The organism is Xanthobacter albus (genome assembly GCF_043194895.2).
Classification (GTDB): Bacteria; Pseudomonadota; Alphaproteobacteria; order Rhizobiales; family Xanthobacteraceae; genus Xanthobacter.
The window spans coordinates 3,064,769-3,086,644 of sequence record NZ_CM195532.1 but is presented as its reverse complement, the minus strand read 5'-3'; the positions used below and the strand labels follow the sequence as shown (position 1 = coordinate 3,086,644).

20 protein-coding genes are annotated in these 21,876 nt (G+C 69.2%); 2 read left to right on the top strand and 18 right to left on the bottom strand.

Annotation, left to right across the window (positions count from 1 at the left end):
• Positions 1 to 3: 3 nt before the first annotated feature.
• The 6 genes from V5F75_RS13760 to V5F75_RS13735 form a co-directional block, all read right to left on the bottom strand.
• Entirely contained in the window at positions 4 to 603 is a 600-nt protein-coding gene (locus tag V5F75_RS13760) for a nucleoside 2-deoxyribosyltransferase (RefSeq protein ID WP_394034437.1), read from the bottom strand.
• A gap of 194 nt (positions 604 to 797) precedes the next feature.
• Positions 798 to 1,034: an HP1242/YdcH family protein gene (locus tag V5F75_RS13755; RefSeq protein WP_394034438.1), complete on the bottom strand. Its 237-nt coding sequence runs from the start codon at positions 1,032 to 1,034 to the stop codon at positions 798 to 800.
• Between the two features lie 175 nt (positions 1,035 to 1,209).
• Positions 1,210 to 2,559, bottom strand: coding sequence for a pyruvate dehydrogenase complex dihydrolipoamide acetyltransferase (locus tag V5F75_RS13750; protein WP_394034439.1), 1,350 nt, complete (start codon positions 2,557 to 2,559; stop codon positions 1,210 to 1,212).
• Between the two features lie 11 nt (positions 2,560 to 2,570).
• Positions 2,571 to 3,938 (bottom strand): pyruvate dehydrogenase complex E1 component subunit beta, encoded by a 1,368-nt coding sequence (locus tag V5F75_RS13745; protein ID WP_394034440.1) that lies wholly within the window; start codon positions 3,936 to 3,938, stop codon positions 2,571 to 2,573.
• Positions 3,939 to 4,164: 226 nt separating this feature from the next.
• Positions 4,165 to 5,178 carry a pyruvate dehydrogenase (acetyl-transferring) E1 component subunit alpha gene (gene pdhA / locus V5F75_RS13740; protein WP_394034441.1) on the bottom strand — a complete coding sequence of 338 codons (1,014 nt, stop codon included), beginning with the start codon at positions 5,176 to 5,178 and terminating at the stop codon, positions 4,165 to 4,167.
• Between the two features lie 162 nt (positions 5,179 to 5,340).
• A complete protein-coding gene (locus V5F75_RS13735) occupies positions 5,341 to 5,655 on the bottom strand; it encodes an FtsB family cell division protein (protein WP_394034442.1) in 315 nt (104 codons plus the stop codon).
• A 155-nt stretch (positions 5,656 to 5,810) separates the two neighbouring features.
• On the opposite strand from V5F75_RS13735, the gene V5F75_RS13730 reads away from it, so the two are divergent.
• Entirely contained in the window at positions 5,811 to 6,389 is a 579-nt protein-coding gene (locus V5F75_RS13730; RefSeq protein ID WP_394034443.1) for a flavodoxin family protein, read from the top strand.
• A gap of 173 nt (positions 6,390 to 6,562) precedes the next feature.
• On the opposite strand, the gene V5F75_RS13725 is transcribed toward V5F75_RS13730, so the two are convergent.
• The 12 genes from V5F75_RS13725 to V5F75_RS13670 all read right to left on the bottom strand — a co-directional run bounded on the left by V5F75_RS13725 (position 6,563) and on the right by V5F75_RS13670 (position 20,464).
• Entirely contained in the window at positions 6,563 to 8,359 is a 1,797-nt protein-coding gene (locus V5F75_RS13725; protein WP_394034444.1) for a chloride channel protein, read from the bottom strand.
• Positions 8,360 to 8,372: 13 nt separating this feature from the next.
• Positions 8,373 to 10,619: a DNA topoisomerase IV subunit A gene (gene parC, locus V5F75_RS13720; RefSeq protein WP_394034445.1), complete on the bottom strand. Its 2,247-nt coding sequence runs from the start codon at positions 10,617 to 10,619 to the stop codon at positions 8,373 to 8,375.
• A 523-nt stretch (positions 10,620 to 11,142) separates the two neighbouring features.
• On the bottom strand, positions 11,143 to 11,886 hold the full coding sequence (recO, locus tag V5F75_RS13715; RefSeq protein WP_394034446.1) for a DNA repair protein RecO: 744 nt from the start codon (positions 11,884 to 11,886) through the stop codon (positions 11,143 to 11,145).
• A 20-nt stretch (positions 11,887 to 11,906) separates the two neighbouring features.
• A complete protein-coding gene (gene era, locus V5F75_RS13710) occupies positions 11,907 to 13,019 on the bottom strand; it encodes a GTPase Era (protein WP_394034447.1) in 1,113 nt (370 codons plus the stop codon).
• Positions 13,016 to 13,723 carry a ribonuclease III gene (gene rnc / locus V5F75_RS13705; RefSeq protein WP_394034448.1) on the bottom strand — a complete coding sequence of 236 codons (708 nt, stop codon included), beginning with the start codon at positions 13,721 to 13,723 and terminating at the stop codon, positions 13,016 to 13,018. The genes era and rnc overlap by 4 nt, the downstream gene beginning before the upstream one ends.
• A 5-nt stretch (positions 13,724 to 13,728) precedes the next feature.
• On the bottom strand, positions 13,729 to 14,481 hold the full coding sequence (gene lepB, locus V5F75_RS13700) for a signal peptidase I (protein ID WP_393988275.1): 753 nt from the start codon (positions 14,479 to 14,481) through the stop codon (positions 13,729 to 13,731).
• Between the two features lie 174 nt (positions 14,482 to 14,655).
• Positions 14,656 to 15,033: a DUF1622 domain-containing protein gene (locus V5F75_RS13695; RefSeq protein ID WP_394034449.1), complete on the bottom strand. Its 378-nt coding sequence runs from the start codon at positions 15,031 to 15,033 to the stop codon at positions 14,656 to 14,658.
• Between the two features lie 27 nt (positions 15,034 to 15,060).
• Complete coding sequence (gene acpS / locus V5F75_RS13690; protein WP_394034702.1) at positions 15,061 to 15,462, bottom strand: holo-ACP synthase; 402 nt, start codon at positions 15,460 to 15,462, stop codon at positions 15,061 to 15,063.
• Complete coding sequence (locus V5F75_RS13685) at positions 15,462 to 16,235, bottom strand: pyridoxine 5'-phosphate synthase (RefSeq protein ID WP_394034450.1); 774 nt, start codon at positions 16,233 to 16,235, stop codon at positions 15,462 to 15,464. The genes acpS and V5F75_RS13685 overlap by 1 nt, the downstream gene beginning before the upstream one ends.
• Before the next feature lie 30 nt (positions 16,236 to 16,265).
• Positions 16,266 to 18,479, bottom strand: coding sequence for a RelA/SpoT family protein (locus tag V5F75_RS13680; protein ID WP_394034451.1), 2,214 nt, complete (start codon positions 18,477 to 18,479; stop codon positions 16,266 to 16,268).
• A 179-nt stretch (positions 18,480 to 18,658) separates the two neighbouring features.
• Positions 18,659 to 19,633 (bottom strand): quinone oxidoreductase family protein, encoded by a 975-nt coding sequence (locus tag V5F75_RS13675; protein WP_394034452.1) that lies wholly within the window; start codon positions 19,631 to 19,633, stop codon positions 18,659 to 18,661.
• A gap of 87 nt (positions 19,634 to 19,720) precedes the next feature.
• Positions 19,721 to 20,464 (bottom strand): TerC family protein, encoded by a 744-nt coding sequence (locus V5F75_RS13670; protein ID WP_394034453.1) that lies wholly within the window; start codon positions 20,462 to 20,464, stop codon positions 19,721 to 19,723.
• Between the two features lie 191 nt (positions 20,465 to 20,655).
• Here V5F75_RS13670 and V5F75_RS13665 point away from each other — a divergent pair, with 191 nt between their 5' ends.
• Positions 20,656 to 21,873 (top strand): UbiH/UbiF family hydroxylase, encoded by a 1,218-nt coding sequence (locus tag V5F75_RS13665; RefSeq protein ID WP_394034454.1) that lies wholly within the window; start codon positions 20,656 to 20,658, stop codon positions 21,871 to 21,873.
• The last annotated feature ends 3 nt before the right edge of the window (positions 21,874 to 21,876 follow it).

Here is a 21,876-nt window from a genome sequence, read left to right as displayed (position 1 = left end):
GATCTAGGGTGCAGGGATCTGGGGTGAAGACGTGGAAAGCCGGCCCGCCGCGCGGGCCTCGGCCAAGGCGGCGAGCGCCCGCTCGAACAGGGTGAGATCGCGGAACGGCTCCGCGGCCGGGGTTTCGGCCTGGATCACCGGCAGGCGGCTCGCCTCGAGCGCCTCGGCCAGCATGAGATTGTCGAAATGGCCGAAGTCCTCCACATGGAGCCCGTCGGCCAGAAAGGTATGCGCCCCGCCCTCCTCCGCGCGCCCGACCGCCGCATGAGCGCGGTGCAGAAGCTCCCCTGGCGCGTTGCTGTAGGCGGCCACCGGCTTGCCCAGGGCGAAGGCGAAGCCCACCTCGAACGCGGTGCCGGGATCGGCGCTGATACCCCGAAACGGCGTGAGATTGGCGAGCACCGCATCGGCGGCGCGCATCAGGGAGAGATTGTTGGCGAAGATGGTGCGGGAGAGCGTGCCCCCCTCGTCCACCAGCAGCGGCTCGCCGTCGATGGGAAAGAGGCCGGTGAAGCCGAATCGGGCACACAGCTCCAGCTTGCGCCGGCCGATCTCGCGCGCATCATCGAGGAAGACTTCGGGGCCGGCGAGATAGAGCTTCATCAAGGTCGCCCTTCAAGGTCGCCCTGCTGCCGGCGCCTTCGTTTGCGCAGGGCCTCGGGCCCGCGCCGCCGTCCCTTTCGGGGGTAGGCGGCAGCAGCGAAAGTGGAGGCGGGCGACGCCCGCCTCACGGTAACACGCGGCGCTCACCACAACCCGGCGCGCGCGAAGCTCACGCGGGGAGACTCAGGAGAGACTCACTTGGAGAGGATGGCGTAGAGCTCGTCCTTGAGCTGCATGCGCGCGCGGCGCATGGCCTCCACCTCATCGTCGCCGGTGGGCTCCACGTCGGTCTCGGCGCGGTGCACCTTGCCGTTCACCTCGTGATAGGCGTCATAGAGCTTGGCGAAATGCGCGTTGCTCGCCTTCAGGGACTGGATCTTCTCGGCATATTCCGGGAAGTCGGAGGCGAGTTCGTGGGGCGTGTTGCTCATTTTCGTTCACCTGTTGTCTTGGGCGCCACCCACGGGTTGGCGGCACCGGTCCTCGCGAAGCGCCTGATGGGCACGCGGCACGCGGGGAGCGCGCCGCGCCTGCCTTATATTATCAGCCCGGCGAGGGCGAGATCCGCCCCACCTCGCCCCTCAGGCGCGCACTCACGCCGCATCGTCACACCAGCATGGACATGGGCTTTTCGATGAAGCCCTTGAACGCCGCCAGCAGCTCGGCGCCCAGGGCACCGTCCATCACGCGGTGGTCGCAGGTCATGGTGACGGTCATCTGCGTCACCACCTTCATCTCCCCGCCGCGCGCCACCACACGCTGCTCGGAGGCGCCGATGGCGAAGATGGACGCCTGCGGCGCATTGATGATGGCCGTGAAATTGCGGATGCCCATCATCCCCAGGTTCGACACCGAGGACGAGCCGCCGGAATATTCCTCCGGCTTCAGCTTCTTGGCGCGGGCGCGGGTGGCGAGATCGCGCATCTCGTTGGAGATGACGGAGATGGTCTTCTGCTCCGCCTTCTTCACCACCGGTGCATAGAGGCCGCCATCGATGGCCACCGCCACGCCGACGTCCGAGTGCTTCATGCGCAGGATGCGGTCTTCGGCCCACACCGCGTTGCAGGCCGGCACCTTCTGGAGCCCGAGGGCCAGCGCCTTGATGATGAAGTCGTTCACCGAGACGCGGTAGGCGGGCTTGCCGTCCTTGTCCTTGGGGGCATTGGCGTTCACCTGCTCGCGCAGGGCCGTGAGGTCGTCGAGGTCGCAATCCACCGTGAGGAAGAAGGTGGGGGTCACCTGCTCGCTCTCCACCAGGCGGCGGGCGATGGTCTTGCGCATGCCGTCGAGCTGGACTTCCTCATAGGAGCCGGGCTCGAACATGGCCTTGACCTGCTCCACGCCCGGCGCAGCGGCAAGGGCCGCCTTGGGCGCGGCCGGCGCCTGGGCGGCAGGAGCCGGAGCGGCGGCTGGCGCGGGGGCCGCCTTGGCGCCCGGCTGGGCCGCCTCGATATCGCGGGCGATGATGCGCCCGTGGGGCCCGGAGCCAGCGACCGCCGCGAGATCGACGCCCTTGTCCTTCGCGAGGCGGCGCGCCAGCGGCGAGGCGAACACGCGCCCGGTCGCGGGGGAGGCCGCAGGCACGGCGACAGGCGCCGGAGCCGCCGCGGGAGCGCTCGGAGCCGGAACGCTCGGGGCGGAGGGGGCGGGCGCCGCGGGGGCGGTGGGCGCCCCGCCCTGCCCCGCCGAGGCCGCGACCGCCTTCGGGTCCTCCCCCTCGGCCGCCAGCACCGCGATGAGCTGATTCACCGGCACATCCTGCGCGCCTTCCGGCACCAGAATCTTAGCCAGCACGCCCTCGTCCACGGCCTCCACTTCCATGGTGGCCTTGTCGGTCTCGATCTCGGCGATCACGTCGCCGGACTTCACCGTATCGCCTTCCTTCTTGACCCACTTGGCGAGGTTGCCCTTCTCCATGGTGGGGGAAAGGGCGGGCATCAGGATATCGATGGGCATCGCAAAACCCCTCAGCGATAGGTCACGGCGCGGACGGCCTCGATCACCTCGGCGACCGACGGCAGGGCGAGCTTCTCGAGATTGGCGGCGTAGGGCATGGGCACATCCTTGCCCGTCACGCGCAGCACCGGGGCGTCGAGATAATCGAACGCCTTGTCCATGAGCTGGGCGGCGATCTCGGCGCCGATGCCGGACTGCGGCCAGCCCTCCTCCACGGTGACGCAGCGGCCGGTCTTCTTCACCGACGCCACGATGGTCTCGACATCCATGGGGCGGATGGTGCGCAGGTCCACCACTTCCACCTCGATGCCCTGCTTGGCCAGCTCGTCGGCCGCCTTCAGCGCATAGGTCATGCCGATGGAGAAGGAAACGAGGGTGGCATCCTTGCCCGCCCGCGCGATGCGCGCCTTGCCGATGGGCAGCACGAAGTCATCCAGCTTCGGCACCTCGAAGGAGTGGCCGTAGAGGATCTCGTTCTCCAGGAAGATTACCGGGTTGGGATCGCGGATGGCGGCCTTCAGCAGGCCCTTGGCGTCGGCCGCCGAATAGGGGGCGATCACCTTGAGGCCCGGCACGTTGGAATACCAGGCGGTGTAATCCTGGCTGTGCTGGGCGGCGACGCGGGCGGCCGCGCCGTTGGGGCCGCGGAACACGATGGAGGAACTGACCTGCCCGCCAGACATGTAGTGGGTCTTGGCCGCCGAGTTGATGATCTGGTCGATGGCCTGCATGGCGAAGTTGAAGGTCATGAACTCCACGATGGGCTTCAGCCCCGCGAACGCCGCGCCCACGCCCACGCCGGCAAAGCCGTGCTCGGTGATGGGCGTGTCGATGACGCGCCGCTCGCCGAACTCTTGCAGCAGCCCCTGGGTGATCTTGTAGGCGCCCTGGTATTCGGCGACTTCTTCGCCCATCACGAACACATCGCCGTCGCGGCGCATCTCCTCGGCCATGGCATCGCGCAGGGCCTCGCGCACGGTCATGGTGACGTATTCGGTGCCGGCCGGCACCTCCGGGTCGCTCGCCGCCACGGCCACCGGTTCGGCCACAGCAGCAGCGACGGCGGGCGCAGCCACCGGCGCGGGAGCCTGCGCCACGGCGGCAGGGTTGACCACGGGCGCGGCGCTCACGTCCTCGCCCTCGGCGGCGATGATGGCGATGGGCGTGTTCACCGCCACGTCCTGCGTGCCCTCCGGCACCAGGATCCTGGCCAGCACGCCCTCGTCCACGGCCTCCACCTCCATGGTGGCCTTGTCGGTCTCGATCTCGGCGAGCACGTCGCCGGATTTCACCGTTTCGCCTTCCTTCTTCACCCACTTGGTCAGGTTGCCCTTCTCCATGGTGGGAGACAGGGCCGGCATGAGGACGTCGATGGCCATGGCTGTCAGCTCTTGCTCGGCGGCGCTCCGGGCACGGGGGCCTCGCCCCCCGCGGACGCGCGCGAATGTTTCGGAAGAAAGGCTGGGACCGTCGCGGCATCCGCCGCAGGCGGCCAAAGGAAAGCGCGGTGCGGGCCGCGGGCCCGGCCGCCCACCTTCACCGCGACATGCCCTGCAGCCAAGGCGGCGCGCGGGGGGAGCGGGAAGGCGGCGGCCACGGGCGCGCTCAGCGCATCACGTCGGTGTAGAGCTCGGCGGGGTCGGGCTCCGGATCGTGAGTCGCGAAGTCGGCGGAGGCGGCGACGATGTCGCGCACTTCGGCGTCGATCTTCTTCAGCTCGTCCTCGGTGGCACCGTGCTCGTTCAGCAGGCGGGCGCGCACCTGCTCGATGGGATCGTGCTCGGTCCGCATCTTCTGCACCTCCTCCTTCGACCGGTACTTGGCCGGATCGGACATGGAGTGGCCGCGATAGCGGTAGGTCTGCATCTCCAGGATGTAGGGGCCGTTACCCTCGCGGGCGAAGGCCAGCGCCCGCTCGCCGGCGGCGTGCACGGCACGCACGTCCATGCCGTCCACCTGCTCGCCGGGAATGTTGAAGGAGACGCCGCGCTTGGAGAAGTCCGGCTGGGCGGAGGAGCGGGTCACGGAGGTGCCCATGGCGTACTTGTTGTTCTCGATCACGTACACGACGGGCAGCTTCCAAAGCTCCGCCATGTTGAAGCTCTCGTAGACCTGCCCCTGGTTGGCCGCGCCGTCACCGAAATAGGTGACGGAAACCGCGCCATTGCCCTTGTAGCGGTCGGCGAAGGCGAGGCCGGTGCCGAGCGAGACCTGCGCGCCCACGATGCCGTGGCCGCCGAAGAACTGCTTCTCGATGCTGAACATGTGCATCGAGCCGCCCTTGCCCTTGGAATAGCCGCCGCGACGGCCGGTGAGCTCGGCCATCACGCCGTTGGGGCTCATGCCTGCGGCCAGCATGTGGCCATGGTCGCGGTAGCCGGTAATGACCTGGTCGCCATCCTTCATGGCCATCTGCATGCCCACCACCACGGCCTCCTGGCCGATGTAGAGGTGGCAGAAGCCGCCGATGAGGCCCATGCCATACATCTGGCCCGCCTTCTCCTCGAAGCGGCGGATCAGCAGCATCTCGCGGTAGGCGGAGAGCTCGTCTTCCCTCGTGAAGGTTGCAGTCCCGCCCGCGGCTGTGGCGGCGCGTGCGGCGGATTTCCTGGGAGCCATCGGCGACCTCTGGATGCGCTGAAATCGCCGCACTCTCTAGCGCACCTTCCACCACCCGCAAAGCGCGAATTGTGGTTATTGCACCGCAACACGTTGTAAACTCTTGATTTTGAACGATTGAACCAAATTGTGGTTCAACTGTGTAATAAACTCAAACTCAGTTCATTTGCTGCGCAGCAGCACCAGATCCTTGGGGTGAATGAAGTTGAGCTGGCGCCGCCCTTCCTCATCCAGCATGTCCGGATCGAGCCGGGTCGCGGCGAGCAGCGACACCTTGTTCTCGATCGCCTGGCGCTGCGCCTTCAGCGTGGCGAGCTCCGCCTCCAGGTGCTGCGCCTCCTGCTCGTAGTTGCGCTGCGCGACGATGCCATGGTCGCCCGTGTAGGCGTTGTAGGCAAAGTAGGCGATGAGCGCCGCCGCCCCGATGTGCAGGGCCAGGGTCGCGAGCGCGGATTGGAGGCGGGAGCGGCTTTGCATGGCGCCATCATCGCCGCTGCCGGTTTCCATGCCCTTAAGGATGACGCGACGAACGCGAGCATTGCATCAGCGCATACACTGATTGCGCATTAGCGTCTGGAAAGCGTCAGATTTGCACGGCAGAAAGGGGCCACCGAATTTCAGGGGAGACTCAGATGTCCAAGCCCGTTGTCGCCATCGTCTATCATTCCGGCTACGGCCACACGAAGGTCCAGGCCGAAGCCGTGCTCGCCGGCATCAAGGACGTGGAGGCCGTGGACGGCGTCCTCATCTCCGTCGACGAGGTGGATTCCAAGTGGGAGGTGCTGGACGGCGCCGCCGCCATCATCTTCGGCTCGCCCATCTACATGGGCAACGTTTCCGCCGGCTTCCAGGCGTTCGCCGAGAAGAGCTCCAAGCGCTGGATGTCCCTGGCGTGGAAGGACAAGCTCGCCGCCGGCTTCGTGAACTCCGGCAGCCAGAGCGGCGACAAGGCGCAGGGCCTGAATGCCCTCATCACCCTGTCCCAGCAGCACGGCATGGTCTGGGTGGGCCTGGGCCTGCACCCCGGCAACAACTCCTCCACCGCCTCCATCAACGACCTGAACCGCCTCGGCGGCTTCGGCGGCGCCTTCGCCCAGTCGAACGTGGACCAGGGCGCCGACGTGGTGCCCCCGGAGGCCGACCGCAAGACCGCCGCCCACCTCGGCAAGCGCGTGGCCGAGGCCGCCGTGCGCTGGACCCGCGGCGCCTGAACGACATTCTCGCAACCGTCGTGTTGTGATGCCGAAGCCCGGGCTCTGCCCGGGCTTTTGCGTTTTCGCGTCCCCCCATCGGCCCCGGCCTTCGCGCGGAACCGTTCAGGTCCACTCAAACGCCGCCCGTGTTGAACCAACATCCAGGGTATCGAGCACGAGGGCCATTGGTCTCAGTCTTCCGCGCCCAGGCCACGGCGGGCCATGTCGAGGCGCTCCGCATAGCTGCGCAGCACATGGGACTCGCTGAGCAGGCCCACCAGCCGGCGCGAGCCAGGGTCGCCCACCACCGGCAGCTCCTCGGCGCCAGCCCTCTCGAAGGCGAGCGCGGCCTCCTTCACGTTCATGCCCGGCAGCAGCATGGCATCGCCATGGCGGGCCACCTCCCGCGCCGGCGCATCCGGGACGAAACGGGGGGCGTGGGCCTCCGAGAGGCGGACGATGCCGGCGTATCCGCCCGCCGCATCCACCAGCACCACCACCCGCGCCGTGCCCAGGGGGAACGCCGCGCGGAGCGCGCCCATGGTGCCGTCCTCCGGAAAGGTCCGCATGTCCGTGCGCATCATGGCGGCGACCGTGAGGTCGCGCACCCAGCCCACATCCTGCGCCCCGCGGATGCTCTCGCCGCGCAGGTGCAGGCGCCATGTGGAGAAGGAATAGCCGAAGGTTTCCCGCACTGTCAGCGAGGTCACCGCCGCCGCGCTTACCACGAGGCCGGTGAGGGTGAGGTCCCCCGTCATCTCCAGCACCAGGAAGCTCATGGTGAGCGGCCCGCCGATGACCCCCACCGCCAGCGCCCCCATGCCCGCCACCGCCGCGAGCTGCGGCGCAAGCCCGAGCCCGGGCAGGAGAAGTTCGGCCGCCGCCGCGTAGAGCTTGCCCATCACCGCCCCCAGGAACAGGGAGGCGAAGAACAGCCCGCCGCGGAAGCCGGACCCGACCGAGAGCGCCGACGCCAGCACCTTGAGCGCGAAGATGGCCGCGACCGACCATGTCACCGCGCTGTCCACCTGCGCATGCAATGCGCCGTGGCCATCGGAGAGCACCTGCGGCGAATAGAGCGCGAGGCCGCCGACCGCGAGCCCCGCGAGGCCGGTGCGCAGGGGCGCCGGCAGGCGGCTGCGCGCCACCGTCCACTCCACCGCCGTCACGAGCCGCATGATGGCGATGGCCACTCCGGCCGCCACCAGCCCCAGCACCGCGAAGGGCACGAACTGGGAAGGCTCGGCCACCGGCAGGTGGGTGATGGCGAGCGAATCGGCATGCAGCCCCAGGCCCCGCGCCGTGAGCACGCCGCACATGGTGGCGGTGAGCACCGGCACGGCGGCCGGGATGGAATAAACCCCGATGATGAGCTCGAAACCGTAGAAGGCGCCCATCAAGGGGGCATCGAACGCGGCGCCGAGCCCGGCTGCGGCCCCCGCCCCCACCAGGATGCGCATGTCGTTGCGCCGGAGGCCGAACACGCGGCCGAAGCGCGAGCCGATGCCGCCGCCGATCTGGCTGTAGCCCGCCTCCAGGCCAAGCGAGGCGCCGAAGCCATTGGAAACCATGGTCTGCAGCGACAGGATGATGCTGTCGGTCAGCGACATGCGCCCGCCGTGCAGCGCATTGGCCTCGATGGGATCGACGATGGCGTGGGGCCGCCATCGCTTCAGCGCCAGGGTGCCGAAGCCCATCAGCAGGCCACCCGCCGCCGGCACCAGAACCAGCCAGGGCGAGACGAGCGCCGCCGAGGCGCTGAGCCGTTCGCCGGGCGAGAGGCGGAACAGCACCTCATGCATCAGCTGCGTCCCGAGGCTCATGGCCGTGGCGGCAGCGCCCGCGCACACGCCGATGAACGCCGCGAGCACCACCACCAGCACCGCGCGGGACCGCACCTGCGCGCGCAGGTGCTCCCACAGGCGGAGCCAAAGGCCGGGTCCGCCCTCACGTGGCCGCCGGCCGGCGTCCTGGGGCGGCGCGGCCATGGTGGGCCCGCCCCTAGGAGAACTTGTTCGTGCGCGGGAAGCCCTTCGGCGGCAGGCGGCCGGAGCTTGCCCGCTCGCCCTGCCAGTCGAGAAGCTCCGTCACGGTCCAGGTGCGGCCGGAGGTGTCCTCCCAGGTGAGGCCGCCGGCCATGGGGAACACCTTGATGTCCGAGAGGCCGCCCTCACGATAGCGCTGCAGGCGCACGCCGCGGCCGCGCGTCATCTCGACCACCTGAGTGAGGGGGAACAGCAGCAGCTTGCGATTGTCGCCGATCACCGCCACCCAGTCGCCCTCCACGAAGCGCACGGCCAGCGCCGCGTCCGGCGGATCGGTGACGAGCACCTGCTTGCCCTTGCGGGTGTTGGCGATGCAATCGTCCTCGCCCACCACGAAGCCCCGCCCCTCCCGCGAGGCCACCAGCAGCTTGCGGCCCGGCTGGTGGGTGAAGACGGAGACGATCTCCGTTTCCTGGTCGAGCTCGATCATGAGGCGGATGGGTTCGCCATGGCCGCGCCCGCCCGGCAGCTTGGCGGCATCGAGCGTGAAGAAGCGCCCGTTGCTGGCAAATACCATGAGCTTGGAGGTGGTCTCGGCGAAGAAGGCGTGGCCGAGCGCGTCGTTGGTCTTGAACTGAAGGTTGGAGATGTCCTGCTGGTGGCCCTTCAGGGCGCGGATCCAGCCCTTCTGCGAGACCACGACGGTGATGGGCTCGCGCTCCACCAGCGCCTCGGTGAAGGCCTCCTCGCCCAGCTCGGGAGTGGCGGCGAAGGTGGTGCGGCGCTTGCCGAGGGCGGTTTCGGGCCCGTAGGTCTTGCGGGTCTCGCGGATCTCCCTGGCGATGGACTTCCACTGCGCGCCCTCGGAGCCCACCAGCTTGTTGAGCGCGTCCTGCTCCTTGGAGAGGGCGTCGTGCTCCTTGCGGATCTCCATCTCCTCCAGGCGGCGCAGGGATCGCAGGCGCATGTTGAGGATGGATTCGGCCTGCACGTCGCTCAGCTCGAAGGTCCGCATCAGCTCCTGCTTGGGCTCGTCCTCCTCGCGGATGATGCGGATGACCTCATCGAGGTTGAGATAGGCGATGAGGTAGCCGCCCAGCACCTCCAGCCGGTGGGCGATCTGCTCCAGCCGATAGCGGGAGCGGCGCAGCAGCACCTCGCGCCGGTGGTCCAGCCACTCGCGCAGCGCCTCGGCCAGGGAGAGCACCTTGGGCACCTGCCCGCGCACCAGCACGTTCATGTTGAGCGGCACGCGCGCTTCAAGCTCGGTGAGCTTGAACAGGCTCTCCATGAGAACCTCGGCATCCACCGTGCGGGCGCGGGGCTCCAGCACCAGGCGGATGTCCTCCGCGCTCTCGTCGCGCACGTCGGCGAGCAGCGGCAGCTTCTTGTCCGTCAGCAGCTCGGCGATCTTCTCCACGAGGCGGGATTTCGCGACGCCGTAGGGGATCTCGGTGACCACCACCAGATAGGTGCCCCGGCCCGTCTCCTCCTTGTGCCAGCGCGCACGCACGCGGAACGAGCCGCGCCCGGTGGCATAGGCCTCGGCCACGCCCACCGGATCGTCCACCAGCACGCCGCCGGTGGGGAAGTCCGGCCCCGGCACATACTTCAGCAGGTCCACGGCGAGGGCGTTCGGATGCTCCACGAGGTGGAGCGCCGCATCCAGCAGCTCGGCCGCATTGTGGGGCGGAATGGAGGTGGCCATGCCCACGGCGATGCCCTGGGAGCCGTTCGCGAGCAGGTTCGGGAAGGCCGCCGGCAGCACCACCGGCTCCTCCTCGGAGCCGTCATAGGTGGGGCGGAAGTCCACCGCGTCCTCGTCGATGCCATCGAGCAGCAGGCGGGCGGTCTCGGTGAGGCGGGCCTCGGTGTATCGCATGGCGGCGGCGTTATCGCCGTCCACATTGCCGAAGTTGCCCTGCCCGTCCACCAGCGGATACCGCTGCGCGAAGTCCTGGGCGAGGCGCACCAAAGCGTCGTAGACTGACTGGTCACCGTGGGGATGGAACTTGCCGATGACGTCGCCCACCACGCGGGCGGACTTCTTGAACGCCTGCCCCGGATCGAGCCGCAATTGGCGCATGGCATGCAGGATGCGCCGGTGCACGGGCTTCAGGCCGTCGCGCGCATCGGGCAGCGCGCGATGCATGATGGTGGAGAGCGCGTAGGCGAGGTAGCGCTCCTCCAGCGCCGCCTTCAGCGCGACATTCTCGATGTTCCCGCCGGGAGGCGCGGGGGGCGGAAGAATACGGGTGGCCATGCTTTGGCAGTACCGCGCGGCGCCCGCCCCGACAAGGCGCTTGTGCGCCGCGCACGCGCCCCAGGGATCAATCGGGATTCACGAAAATGGCGCCACGCGGCCACCTCGGCCCGAAATCCGCATGCTTTTGCGCAAGGTTCGGTCCCACTGCTGCCGCCCTCCGCTCCTAGCCTTCGGATGCTGGACGCCGATCGGGACGGATCGGTCGCCCGGCTCAGACACAGGAGAGGGTGATGCGAAAGATCCTTTGGGCGGCTGGGGGCATCGTCGCGCTCGGCCTGCTCGGCGCGGCGGCGCCACCGGCATCGGCGGGAACGCTCGCCGGCGCCGCGCCCGCCCTGGCCGGGCCAGCCGATCTCCAGATCAGGCCCGAGAACGTCTATTGGACGAGACGCTGCTGGCAGGAGCGGCGCTGGTGGGGCGGCCGCTGGCACTGGGTCCGCCGTTGCGGCAGCGTCTGGGTCGGCGGGCCGCGTCCCGGTCCCTATTGGGGCCCCCCAGGGCCTCCGCCGCCCCGCGGGCCCTACGGGTGGTAATCGCCTGAGGCGGCATCACGCCGCCAGGCGGTGATAAAATGGCCGCGCGCCTCGGAGAAATCGAGGTTGCGCGGCTCCAGCACCCGGCGCTGCAGGAAAAAGCCCGTCAGGCGAAGCGCATCCTCCACCTCGCCGGAGGAAGGACGCGCGGCCGCCCCCACGAGGAAGGCCGGCAGCGCCAGAAGCCGCGGAGCATAGGGCGCGCCGGCCTCGCGGCACACCGCGCGCCCGCTCTTGGGCGAGACATAGATGAGGTCGTCACGCCGGCCTGTGGCGGCGCAGGTTTCCAGCTCCAGTCCGAAGCCCAGCTCCCCCAAAAGCGCCAGCTCGAAGCGCGCGAGCAGCATGCCGGCCGAGGGCGCGTCCTCGAACGCATCGAGGATGGCGCCGAGGGTGATGTAGAGCCCCTCCTGGGGGTCACGTTCCGGCAGCAGCCGCAGCAATTGGGTGAGATGGGTGATGCCATAGGCGGCATGCGGCGCCCGCATGAGGATCTCGGCCCGGATCACCACCGGCTCCAGGGTGAAGTTCCCCATGTGCTCGTCGAGCCGGGCGCGCCAGATGGCGCTGACCGTGTTGCCCGGCTGGAGCGTGGGCGCCTGCCGGCGCGAGGCACCGCCCCGCACCATGCCCAGATGGCGCCCGCGCCGGGCCGTGAGCAGCTCGACGATGGCATTGGCCTCGCCGTGGCGCCGCACACCCAGCACGATGCCCTCGTCCTTCCACTCCACGGCTCAGCCCTCGGCGGCGATCACCCGCCCCTGGGGAATTCGAGCCCCATCTCGCGATAGCGCTCGGGGTCATCAGCCCAATTCTCGCGCACCTTCACGAACAGGAACAGGTGCACCGGCACTTCCAGAATCTCCGCGAGCTCGGCCCGCGATTCCGAGGAAATGGTCTTGATGGCCTGCCCGTTCTTGCCGAGCGCGATCTTCCTCTGGCTCTCGCGCTCCACATAGATGGTCTGCTCGATGCGCACCGAGCCGTCGCGCAGCTCCTTCCAGCTCTCGGTTTCCACCGTGGAGCGGTAGGGCAGCTCGTCGTGGAGGCGCAGGAACATCTTTTCGCGCGTAATCTCCGCCGCCAGCATGCGCATGGGCGCGTCGGAGATCTGGTCTTCCGGGTAGAGCCAGGGGCCGGGCGGCACCGTCTCGGCGAACCAGCGGCGCACGTCCGCCACCCCGTCGCCGGTGTGCGCGGACACCATGAACACCCGGTCGAACGGCATGCGGGAATTGATCTCCGCCGACAGCGCCAGCAGCGTATCGCGGCGGATGAGATCGATCTTGTTGAGGATCAGCGCACGCGGCTTGCGGATCTCCGAAAGCGGGGCGACCAGCGCCTCGATCTCCTCGTCCACGCCGCGCTTGGCGTCCACCAGAAGGGCGATCACGTCCGCGTCGGCGGCGTGGGTCCAGGCACTCGCCACCATGGCCCGCTCCAGCCGCCGCTTGGGCGCGAAGATGCCGGGCGTGTCCACCAGGACGATCTGCGCGGCCCCCTCCAACGCGATGCCACGCACGATGGAGCGCGTGGTCTGCACCTTGTGGGAGACGATGGACACCTTGGTGCCCACCAGCGCGTTGGTCAGCGTGGACTTGCCGGCGTTCGGGGCGCCGAGAAGGGCGACGAAGCCGCAACGGGTCGGACCCGCAGCAGCAGGCGGCGTTTCGGCCTCCGACGCGTCGTCGTCCTCGAAATCGTCATCGATGTCATCATGATCGAGATCGTCGAAGCCCTCGTCCCCCGCGTCCTCGGGGGCCGCCTGCCGCAGCGCCTCTTCCTCGTTGATCTCCGCCCCGGCCGAAGCCGTGGTGGTGCCGGGCATGGCGGGCCCGGCCTTGCCGCGTCGCTTGTCGGTCATGCTCGGCTCGCATCCTTTTCCCACACGCCTTCCCGTACCAGGAAGGCGGCGGCAGCGGCCTTCTGCGCCGCCTGCTTGGAGTTTCCTTCCGCCTCCGCCGGGACGAGCCCCGGCAGGTCGACGGCAACTGTGAAGCGCGGGGCGTGGTCGGGTCCCGAACGCGCCACCTCGCGGTAGCTCGGCGGCGGCAGGCCGCGCGCCTGCGCCCATTCCTGAAGTACGGTCTTGGCGTCGCGCAAGGGCCGGCGGGGGGCCTCCAGGCGGGGGCGCCAGTAGCGCTCCACCAGCGCGTTCGCAGCGGGGTAGCCGCCGTCCAGGAACACCGCCGCCACAACGCTCTCGGTCACGTCGGCGAGGATGGCACGCCGCTTGTGGGTGCCCGACTGCGCCTCCCCCGGCCCGAGGCGGATGTGGGGGCCGAGGTTCATGTCGGCCGCGACCTCGGCGCAGGCCTCCTCCCGCACCAGCTCCGCGAGGCGGCGGGAAAGCTCGCCCTCCTCCGCCTCCGGAAAGGCGTCGTAGAGCATGTGCGAGACCACGGACCCGAGCACGTGGTCGCCCAGGAATTCGAGCCGCTGGTAGGAGCGCAGCCGCGGGGCCTCGCCCTTCACGGCGCTGATGTGGGACAAGGCCAGATCGAGCAGGGCCCGATCCTTGAAGCCATAGCCGATCCGCCTCTCGAGGGCGGAGAGATCTTCATGCACGCTGGTCAGTTCACCGTTTTGAACACGCGGTCCCATCGCACCGTCCAGGGCCATGTCCACACCTGCCAGGCCGACGCGCCCTCGTCGATGGAGAAGAAGATCATCTGCGCCTTGCCGATGAGGTTCTCGAACGGCACGTAGCCCACCTGGCTCAGGACGCGACTGTCCGCCGAATTGTCGCGATTGTCACCCATCATGAAATAGTGGCCGAGCGGCACTTCATAGACGGGGGTATTGTCGTAGAAGCCGTTGTCCACGAGATCGAGGGTCTCGTAGGAGACGCCGTTGGGCAGGGTTTCGCGCCAGCGCTTCACGGGCACGGCGCGGCCGGTGCCATCGTCCTCGGTCACGTCGGACAGGCGCTCGCGCTTCACGGGCACGCCGTTGATGTGCAGCCAGCCGTCGATCATCTGGATCTTGTCGCCCGGCAGGCCGATGACACGCTTGATGTAATCGGTCTCGTTGTCGCGCGGGAGCTTGAACACCACCACATCGCCGCGCGTGGGCTCCTGGCCGAAGATGCGGCCGGAGAACAGGTTGGGCGAGAACGGGATGGAGAAGCGCGAATAGCCGTAGCTGTACTTGGACACGAACAGATAGTCGCCGATCAGCAGCGTGTCCTTCATGGACCCCGAAGGAATGTTGAAGGGCTGGAACAGGAAGGTGCGGATCAGCAGCGCGATCAGCAGCGCCTGGACGATCACCTGGACGGTTTCGAGGAATCCGCCGTCCTTCTTCGAATCGCTGGTCGCGGTCATCGGGGGTCCGAGAAAATGAGAACGGAACGCAGCGTGCAGCAAACTACGCCGAAACTGAGGACGGCGCAGCCGGACACTGCTCCGGCCACGGGAGTGCGCCCCCTATAGAGGCTTCCCGCCCCCGCGGCAACGCACACCCCAGCGTCACCGCGCGATTTGGCGGTGCCGCGCCCTTCACGCCTTTGTGCCCTCGCGGTCGCGCCGCGGCGCCTGCCAGGGCCAGCGCCCCTCGATCTCCACCTCCAGCGAGAACGACAGGAAGGTGCGGATGAGCACGATGCCCGCGAGCACCGCGAGGCTCTGCAGCGTCGGCTCTATGGCGACGGTGGAGATGATGTCCGCCGCCACCAGCAGCTCCAGCCCCAGGAGGATCGCCATGCCGAGAGCGGAGCGGCAGGCGCGGAACGCCTCCTGCGCCGCGCGCCCGGCCAGGAGGTCGCGCACGAACCGCCAGAGGGCGACGAGAATGCCCAGCACGATGACGAACGTGCCCGCCACCTCGATGCCGCGGGTGGTCCAATGGAGGAGCCCGCCCAGGATGTGGTCCATCATGAGATCCCTGCGCCCGGTCCCGGCGGCTCAGCCGCGCGGCACGGCGGAGATGATGACGTAGGCGGCGCAGAGCGGCCCCTCGTCGGTGAGGGTGAGGTGGATGCGCGACTCGAAGCCATCCGGCACCATGGCGGAAAGGCGCGCGGCGGCGCCCCCCGTCAGCTCCAGGGTGGGCTGGCCGGAAGGCAGGTTCACCACCCCCATGTCGCGCCAGAACACCCCCTGGCTCAGGCCGGTGCCGAGGGCCTTGGAGCAGGCCTCCTTGGCGGCGAAGCGCTTGGCGTAGGTCTCGGCCCGCAGCTTGCGGGCATCGGCCTTCGCGCGCTCCAGGGGCGTGAAGACGCGCTCCAGGAAGCGCTCGCCATAGCGCTCGATGGACTTGGCGATGCGGCGGGCATCCGTGAAATCGGAGCCGATGCCGAGGATCATCATGCCGCAGCCCCGGCGCTCGCCTGCCGCCGGCCACGGGCGATGGCCTCCCGCATGGTGCGGAGGGCCTCGCCGAGGCCCACGAACACCGCCTCCCCCACCAGGAAGTGGCCGATGTTCAGCTCCGCGATCTCGGGGCAGGCGGCGAGGCGCTCGGCGGTGGCATAGTCGAGGCCGTGGCCGCCGTGAACCTCCAGCCCCAGCGACTCGGCAGCCTTGGCGCCGGCCTTGAGCCGCGCCAGCTCGGCCTCCGCCTCGGAGAAGCGGCCCTCGGCGATGGCATCGCACCACGCGCCGGTGTGCAGCTCAACGATGTCCGCCTCCAGGGCGCGCGCCGCGGCGATCTGCGCCGGCTCGGCGGCGATGAACAGCGACACCCGGATGCCCGCCTCCTTCAGCAACGCGATGCGCGGGCGCAGCTCATGTTCCTGGCCGGCGGCATCGAGCCCGCCCTCGGTGGTGCGCTCCTCGCGCTTCTCCGGCACGAGGCAGCAGGCGTTGGGGCCGATGCGGCGGGCGATCGCCACCATCTCGGCGGTGCACGCCATCTCGAAATTGAGCGGCAGGTCCACTTCCGCCTTCAGCCGCTCCATGTCCGCGTCGCGGATGTGGCGGCGGTCCTCCCTCAGATGGGCGGTGATGCCGTCCGCCCCCGCCGCCTTGGCGAGCTGAGCCGCGCGCACGGGATCGGGCAGGGCCCCGCCCCGCGCGTTGCGCAGGGTCGCCACGTGGTCCACGTTCACACCCAGCCGCACCGGCATTGCGCGTTCCATCGCTGCTGCTCCTTGAGACGGCGCGCGGCGTCAGTCGTTCACGCGCTCGACGCTCGATACCACGTCGCGGGCCTTGAGGTCAGAGATGATGCCGTTGAGGTGACGCAGGTCGAACACCTCGATGTCGACCACCATCTCGGTGAAGTCGGCCGAGCGCGAGCGCATGGTCAGGCCCTCGATGTTGCCGCCCCGGTCGCCGACCGCGCCCGCCACCTGGGCGAGCGAGCCTGGCTCGTTGCGCGCGGTCACGACGATGCGCGCGGGGAAACGCCCCTCGGAAAGCTCGTCCACGTCCCAGCGCACGTCGAGCCAGCGTTCCGGCGCATCCTCGAAGCTCTGCAGGGACTGCGACTGGATGGGATAGATGGTGATCCCTTCCCCCGGCGTCAGGATGCCGACGATCCGGTCGCCCGGCACGGCGCCGCCGTTGGGGGCGAAGCGCACCGGCAGCTCGCCGTTGATGCCGCGGATGGGGATGGCGTCGAGCCGCTCCAGCGATGCGCCCTCCGGGATCTTGAACTTCAGGTTGTGCCCGCGCTTCAGCTCGAACCAGCCCTCCGCCGTGGAGGCACCGCCGTTGGCGCGGTCCTCGGGGCGCGGCGGCACCCATTCGGGATAGGCGGCGCGGATGAGATCCTCGGTCTTGATCTCGCCCCGGCCCACGGCCGCGAACACGTCCTCCGCCACCGCGCGGGCGAGGCGGGGCACCGCCCGGCCGATCACCTCCTCCGAAAAGGACTTGCCCGCCTTGGCGAAGGCCCGCTCCGCGATCTTGCGTCCGAGGCCGGAATACTGTGCCCGCACGGCCGCGCGCGTGGCGCGGCGCACCGCTGCACGGGCCTTGCCGGTGACGGCGATGGTCTCCCATGCGCCGGGCGGGCTCTGCGCCTTGGAGGTGATGATCTCCACCTCGTCGCCGTTCTTCAGCTCCGACACCAGCGGCGCCACCGAGCCGTTGATCTTGCAGCCCACCGCCGTGTTGCCGACATCGGTGTGCACGGCATAGGCGAAGTCGATGGGCGTGGCCTTGCGCGGCAGCGCGATCAGGCGGCCCTTGGGCGTGAAGCAGAACACCTGGTCGTGGAACAGCTCCAGCTTGGTGTGCTCCAGGAACTCCTCCGGCGAGAGGCCCTGGGAGAGGTTCTCGATGGTCTTCCGCAGCCAGGCATAGGCCCGCGTCTCGCCGGAAAGCATGACGCCGGGCGCGCCCGAGGGGTCCTTGTAGAGGGCATGGGCGGCGATGCCGTATTCGGCGATCTCGTCCATGTCGCGGGTGCGGATCTGCAGCTCCACGCGCTGGCGGCGCGGCCCCACCACCGTGGTGTGCACGGAACGGTAGTCGTTGGGCTTGGGGGTGGAGATGTAATCCTTGAAGCGGCCGGGAACGATGGCCCACTTGGTGTGGACCACGCCCAGCGCGCGATAGCAGTCCTCCACGCTCGCCACCACGACACGGAAGCCGTAGAGGTCCGAGAGCTGCTCGAAGCCGATGGCCTTGCGCTCCATCTTGCCCCAGATGGAATAGGGCCGCTTCTCCCGGCCCTTCACCTCGGCCTCGATGCCGCGCTGCACCAGCGCCTCGCGCAGGTCGCGCTCGATCTCCTGCACCAGCGGCCCGTTGTGCTGCCGCAGCTCGGAAACGCGGGTGGTGATACTCTCGTAGGCCTCGGGGGAGAGCTGGCGGAAGGACAGGTCCTCCAGTTCCTCGCGCATGTCCTGCATGCCCATGCGGGCCGCGAGCGGCGCGTAGATGTCCAGCGTCTCCTGGGCGACGCGGTCGCGCTTCTCCGGCGGCACCCATTTCAGGGTGCGCATGTTGTGCAGCCGGTCGGCGAGCTTCACCAGGAGCACCCGCACATCGTCGGCGATGGCGAGCAGCAGCTTGCGCAGGTTTTCCGCCTGCTTGGCCTGCTTGGAAACGAGGTCCAGCTTCTTGATCTTGGTGAGGCCCTCCACCAGCGTCGCGATCTGCGCGCCGAACAGGCGCTCGATCTCGGCCTTGGTGGCGTCCGTGTCCTCGATGGTGTCGTGGAGCAGGGCCGCCACGATGGTGGCGTCGTCCAGCTTCAGATCCGTGAGGATGGCCGCGACTTCAAGCGGATGGGAGAAGTAGGGGTCGCCGGAGGCGCGCACCTGATTGCCGTGCGCGCGCATGGCGTACACGTAGGCGCGGTCGAGCAGCGCCTCGTCGGTGTTGGGATTATACCGTCGAACGCGCTCGACGAGTTCGTATTGGCGCATCATGGCCGGAACGATCCGTCGCAGCACGGGCAGGGTGGGTTTCCGCGCGATGCGGGCCACCCCATCCTCTTGTATGAGCTAGATATCGGCTGGAAGCGGGGCGGACGCAAGGTGCTGGTTCTGCTTCTCTTCAGGAAAACCGAGCCCGCGCGGCGAAGCGCGCGGGCACCCGAGGGGGCCGCTCAGGGCAGCAGCAGGGTCGAGCCCGTGGTCTTGCGCGATTCGAGGTCCTTGTGGGCCTTCTGCACATCCCTCAGGGCATAGGTCTGGTGGATGGGGATCTTCACCGCGCCGTCCAGCACCACCTCGAACAGGTCGTTCACGGTGGCGAGCAGGTCCGCCCGCTTCGACACGAAGGTGGCGAGGGTGGGCCGCGTGGCGAACAGCGAGCCCTTCTGCGACAGCAGCAGAAGGTCGAAATTCTTGATGGCGCCGGAAGCGTTGCCGAAGCTCACCCACAGGCCCAGCGGCCTCAGGCAGTCGAGCGAGGCGGGGTAGGTCGCCTGCCCCACGCCGTCATAGACCACGTCGCACATCCGCCCGCCGGTGATCTCCTTCACCTTGTGTACGAAATCCTCGTCCCGGTAGAGGATGACGTGGTCGCAGCCATGGGTGCGCGCCAGCTCCGCCTTCTCCTTGGAGCCCACGGTGCCGATGACTGTGGCGCCGAGATGCTTCGCCCACTGGCAGAGGATGAGCCCCACGCCGCCGGCGGCCGCCTGCACCAGGATCACGTCGCCCGGCTTCACCTGATGGGTGCGGCGCGCGAGATACTGGGCGGTCATGCCCTTCAGCATCATGGCCGCAGCGGTGCGGTCGTCGATGGAAGCCGGCAGGTGGACCACCAGCGCGGCCGGGATGTTGCGCACCTCCGCATAGGCGCCGATGGCCATGGCATAGGCCACCCGGTCGCCCTCGTGGAAGTCGTTCACGTCCGGCCCGACGGCGGCGACGACGCCCGCGCCCTCGTTGCCGGGAATGAAAGGCAGCGCCGCGGCCTTGTAGAGGCCGGTACGGAAATACACGTCGATGAAGTTGAGGCCGATGGCGGTCTGGCGAATCTGCACCTCGCCCGGCCCAGGCGGCGGCACGGTGATCTCCTCGTAGGTGAGCACCTCCGGCCCGCCCGTGCGATGCACCCGAACCCCGTGGACCATAACGCCTCCCCTTCCCCGCAGTGGACCGCTCAGGCCGGATCATAGGGGTAGGGACGCGGCCCGCAAGGGCCGACACTCACCCCCACCCTACGCAGCGCCGCCCTGCCGCCGGCGGCGACGGCGCGCGGCCGTCATGTTGAGCATCTCCACCAGCACCGAGAAGGCCATGGCGGCATAGACATACCCGCGCGGGATGTGCACCTCGAACCCGTCGGCAACCAGCATCACGCCCACCATCAGCAGGAAGGCGAGGGCGAGCATCTTCGCCGTGGGGTGGCTGGAAATGAAGCGGCTGAGCGCCCCTGAGGCCCAGAACATGATGCCCACGGCCACGATCACCGCAGCCACCATCACCTCGACATGCTCGGCCATGCCGATGGCGGTGAGAATCGAATCGATGGAAAAAATGAGATCGAGCATCGCCACCTGGGCGATGACGAGCCCGAAGGCGCGGCCCGCCACGGCGGAGGCGTCTTCTTCCGCCGGATCGTCCTCCCCCTCCATCGCGGCATGCATCTCCATCGTCGCTTTGGCCACCAGGAAGCCGCCGCCGCCGATGAGGATGAGGTCGCGCCAGGAGATGTCGATTCCGTAGGCGGTGAACAGGGACTGCTGCAGCCCGATCAGCCAGGACAGGGTGAGCAGCAGCCCGATGCGCAGCACGAGGGCGACCGAAAGGCCGATCTGCCGCGCCCGCAGCGCCTGCCGCGGTGGCAGCTTTTCCACCACCAGGGAAATGAAGACGACGTTGTCGATCCCCAGCACGATCTCCATGACCGTGAGCGTCACGAAGGCGGCCCACGCCTCCGGCGAGGTGATCAGCGCGAGCATTCGTCTCCCCCAAGGTGGCAGGCCGGTGCCAGGATACGCGTTTCGCGCTTGTCGCCCACGGGCGGCGGCGCTTCAAGGCGGAACGGCGCGCGCCTGCTATGATGGGGCAACAGACCGCGCTCCCGGCGCGCGCCGGCTGGGCTAGTTTCCCGCCGGCGCGGACGGATGGGCCCGCCACGGTGGAGGATCTCATGGAAGCGACCCCGGCAGCGATCACTGCATCGCAGAACACGCACGGCGCCGCCCTGCACGACGTCGCGGTGGTGGGCGCCGGCCCGGCGGGGCTCGTGATGGCGCTCAGCCTTGCCGCGCGTGGAGTGTCCACGGCCCTTATCACCGGGCCGGAGCGCGGGGTGGATCACCGCACCACCGCCCTGCTCGACGGCTCCGTGCGCATCCTGGAGGATTTCGGCCTGTGGGCGGCGCTCGCGCCCAAGGCGGCGCCCCTGCGCGACATGCGCATCGCCGACGCCACCCGCCGCCTGTTCCGCGCGCCGGAGGTCACCTTCCGCTCGGCCGAGATCGGCCTGGACGCCTTCGGCTACAACATCGAGAACGACCCGCTGCGTCTCACCTTGCAGGAGGCGGCGCTGGCGCAGCCGCGCCTGCACATCGCCCGCACCAGCCTCACCGGCCTGAAGGTGGAGGAGGACGCCGCCCGGCTGGAGCTGGCGGACGGCTCCGCGCTCCGCGCCCGGCTCGTGGTGGGGGCGGACGGGCGGGGCTCGCTGGTGCGGGCCTCGGCCGGCATCGGCATGCGCACGCGGGCCTACCCGCAGGTGGCCTTCACGGCCATCGTGCGCCACACCCGCCCGCACGAGGACATCTCCACCGAGTTCCACACGGAAAGCGGGCCCTTCACCCTCGTCCCCCTGCCGGGCGATCGCTCCAGCATCGTGTGCGTGGTGGGCGAGCGGGAGGCCCTGCGCCTCATCGGCCTTTCCGACGCGGCGCTCTCGCGCGAGCTCGAGGCGCGGGCCTCATCGATTCTCGGCCGATTCGAGGTGGAGCCCGGCCGCGGCGCCTTCCCGCTCTCGGCCGAAACCGCGGAACGGCTGAGCGCGCCCCGCATCGCCCTCATCGCCGAGGCGGCGCACATCATGCCTCCCATCGGCGCGCAGGGGCTCAACCTGGGCCTGCGCGACGTGGCGGAGCTGGCGACCCTGGTCGCGGAGGCCGCCGCGCGCGGGGAGGACGTGGGCGGCCCCGAGCTGCTGGAGCGCTACGCCCGCGCGCGGCGGCCGGACATCGACGGCCGCATGCGCGCCGTGGACGTGCTCAACCGCTCGCTGCTGTCGGATTTCGTGCCGATCCAGGGCGTGCGCGGCTTCGGCCTCTATTTGCTCGACCGGGTAGGCCCGCTGCGCCGCCGGCTGATGCGCCTGGGGGTGGGCGAGCGAGCGGCGTGAGGG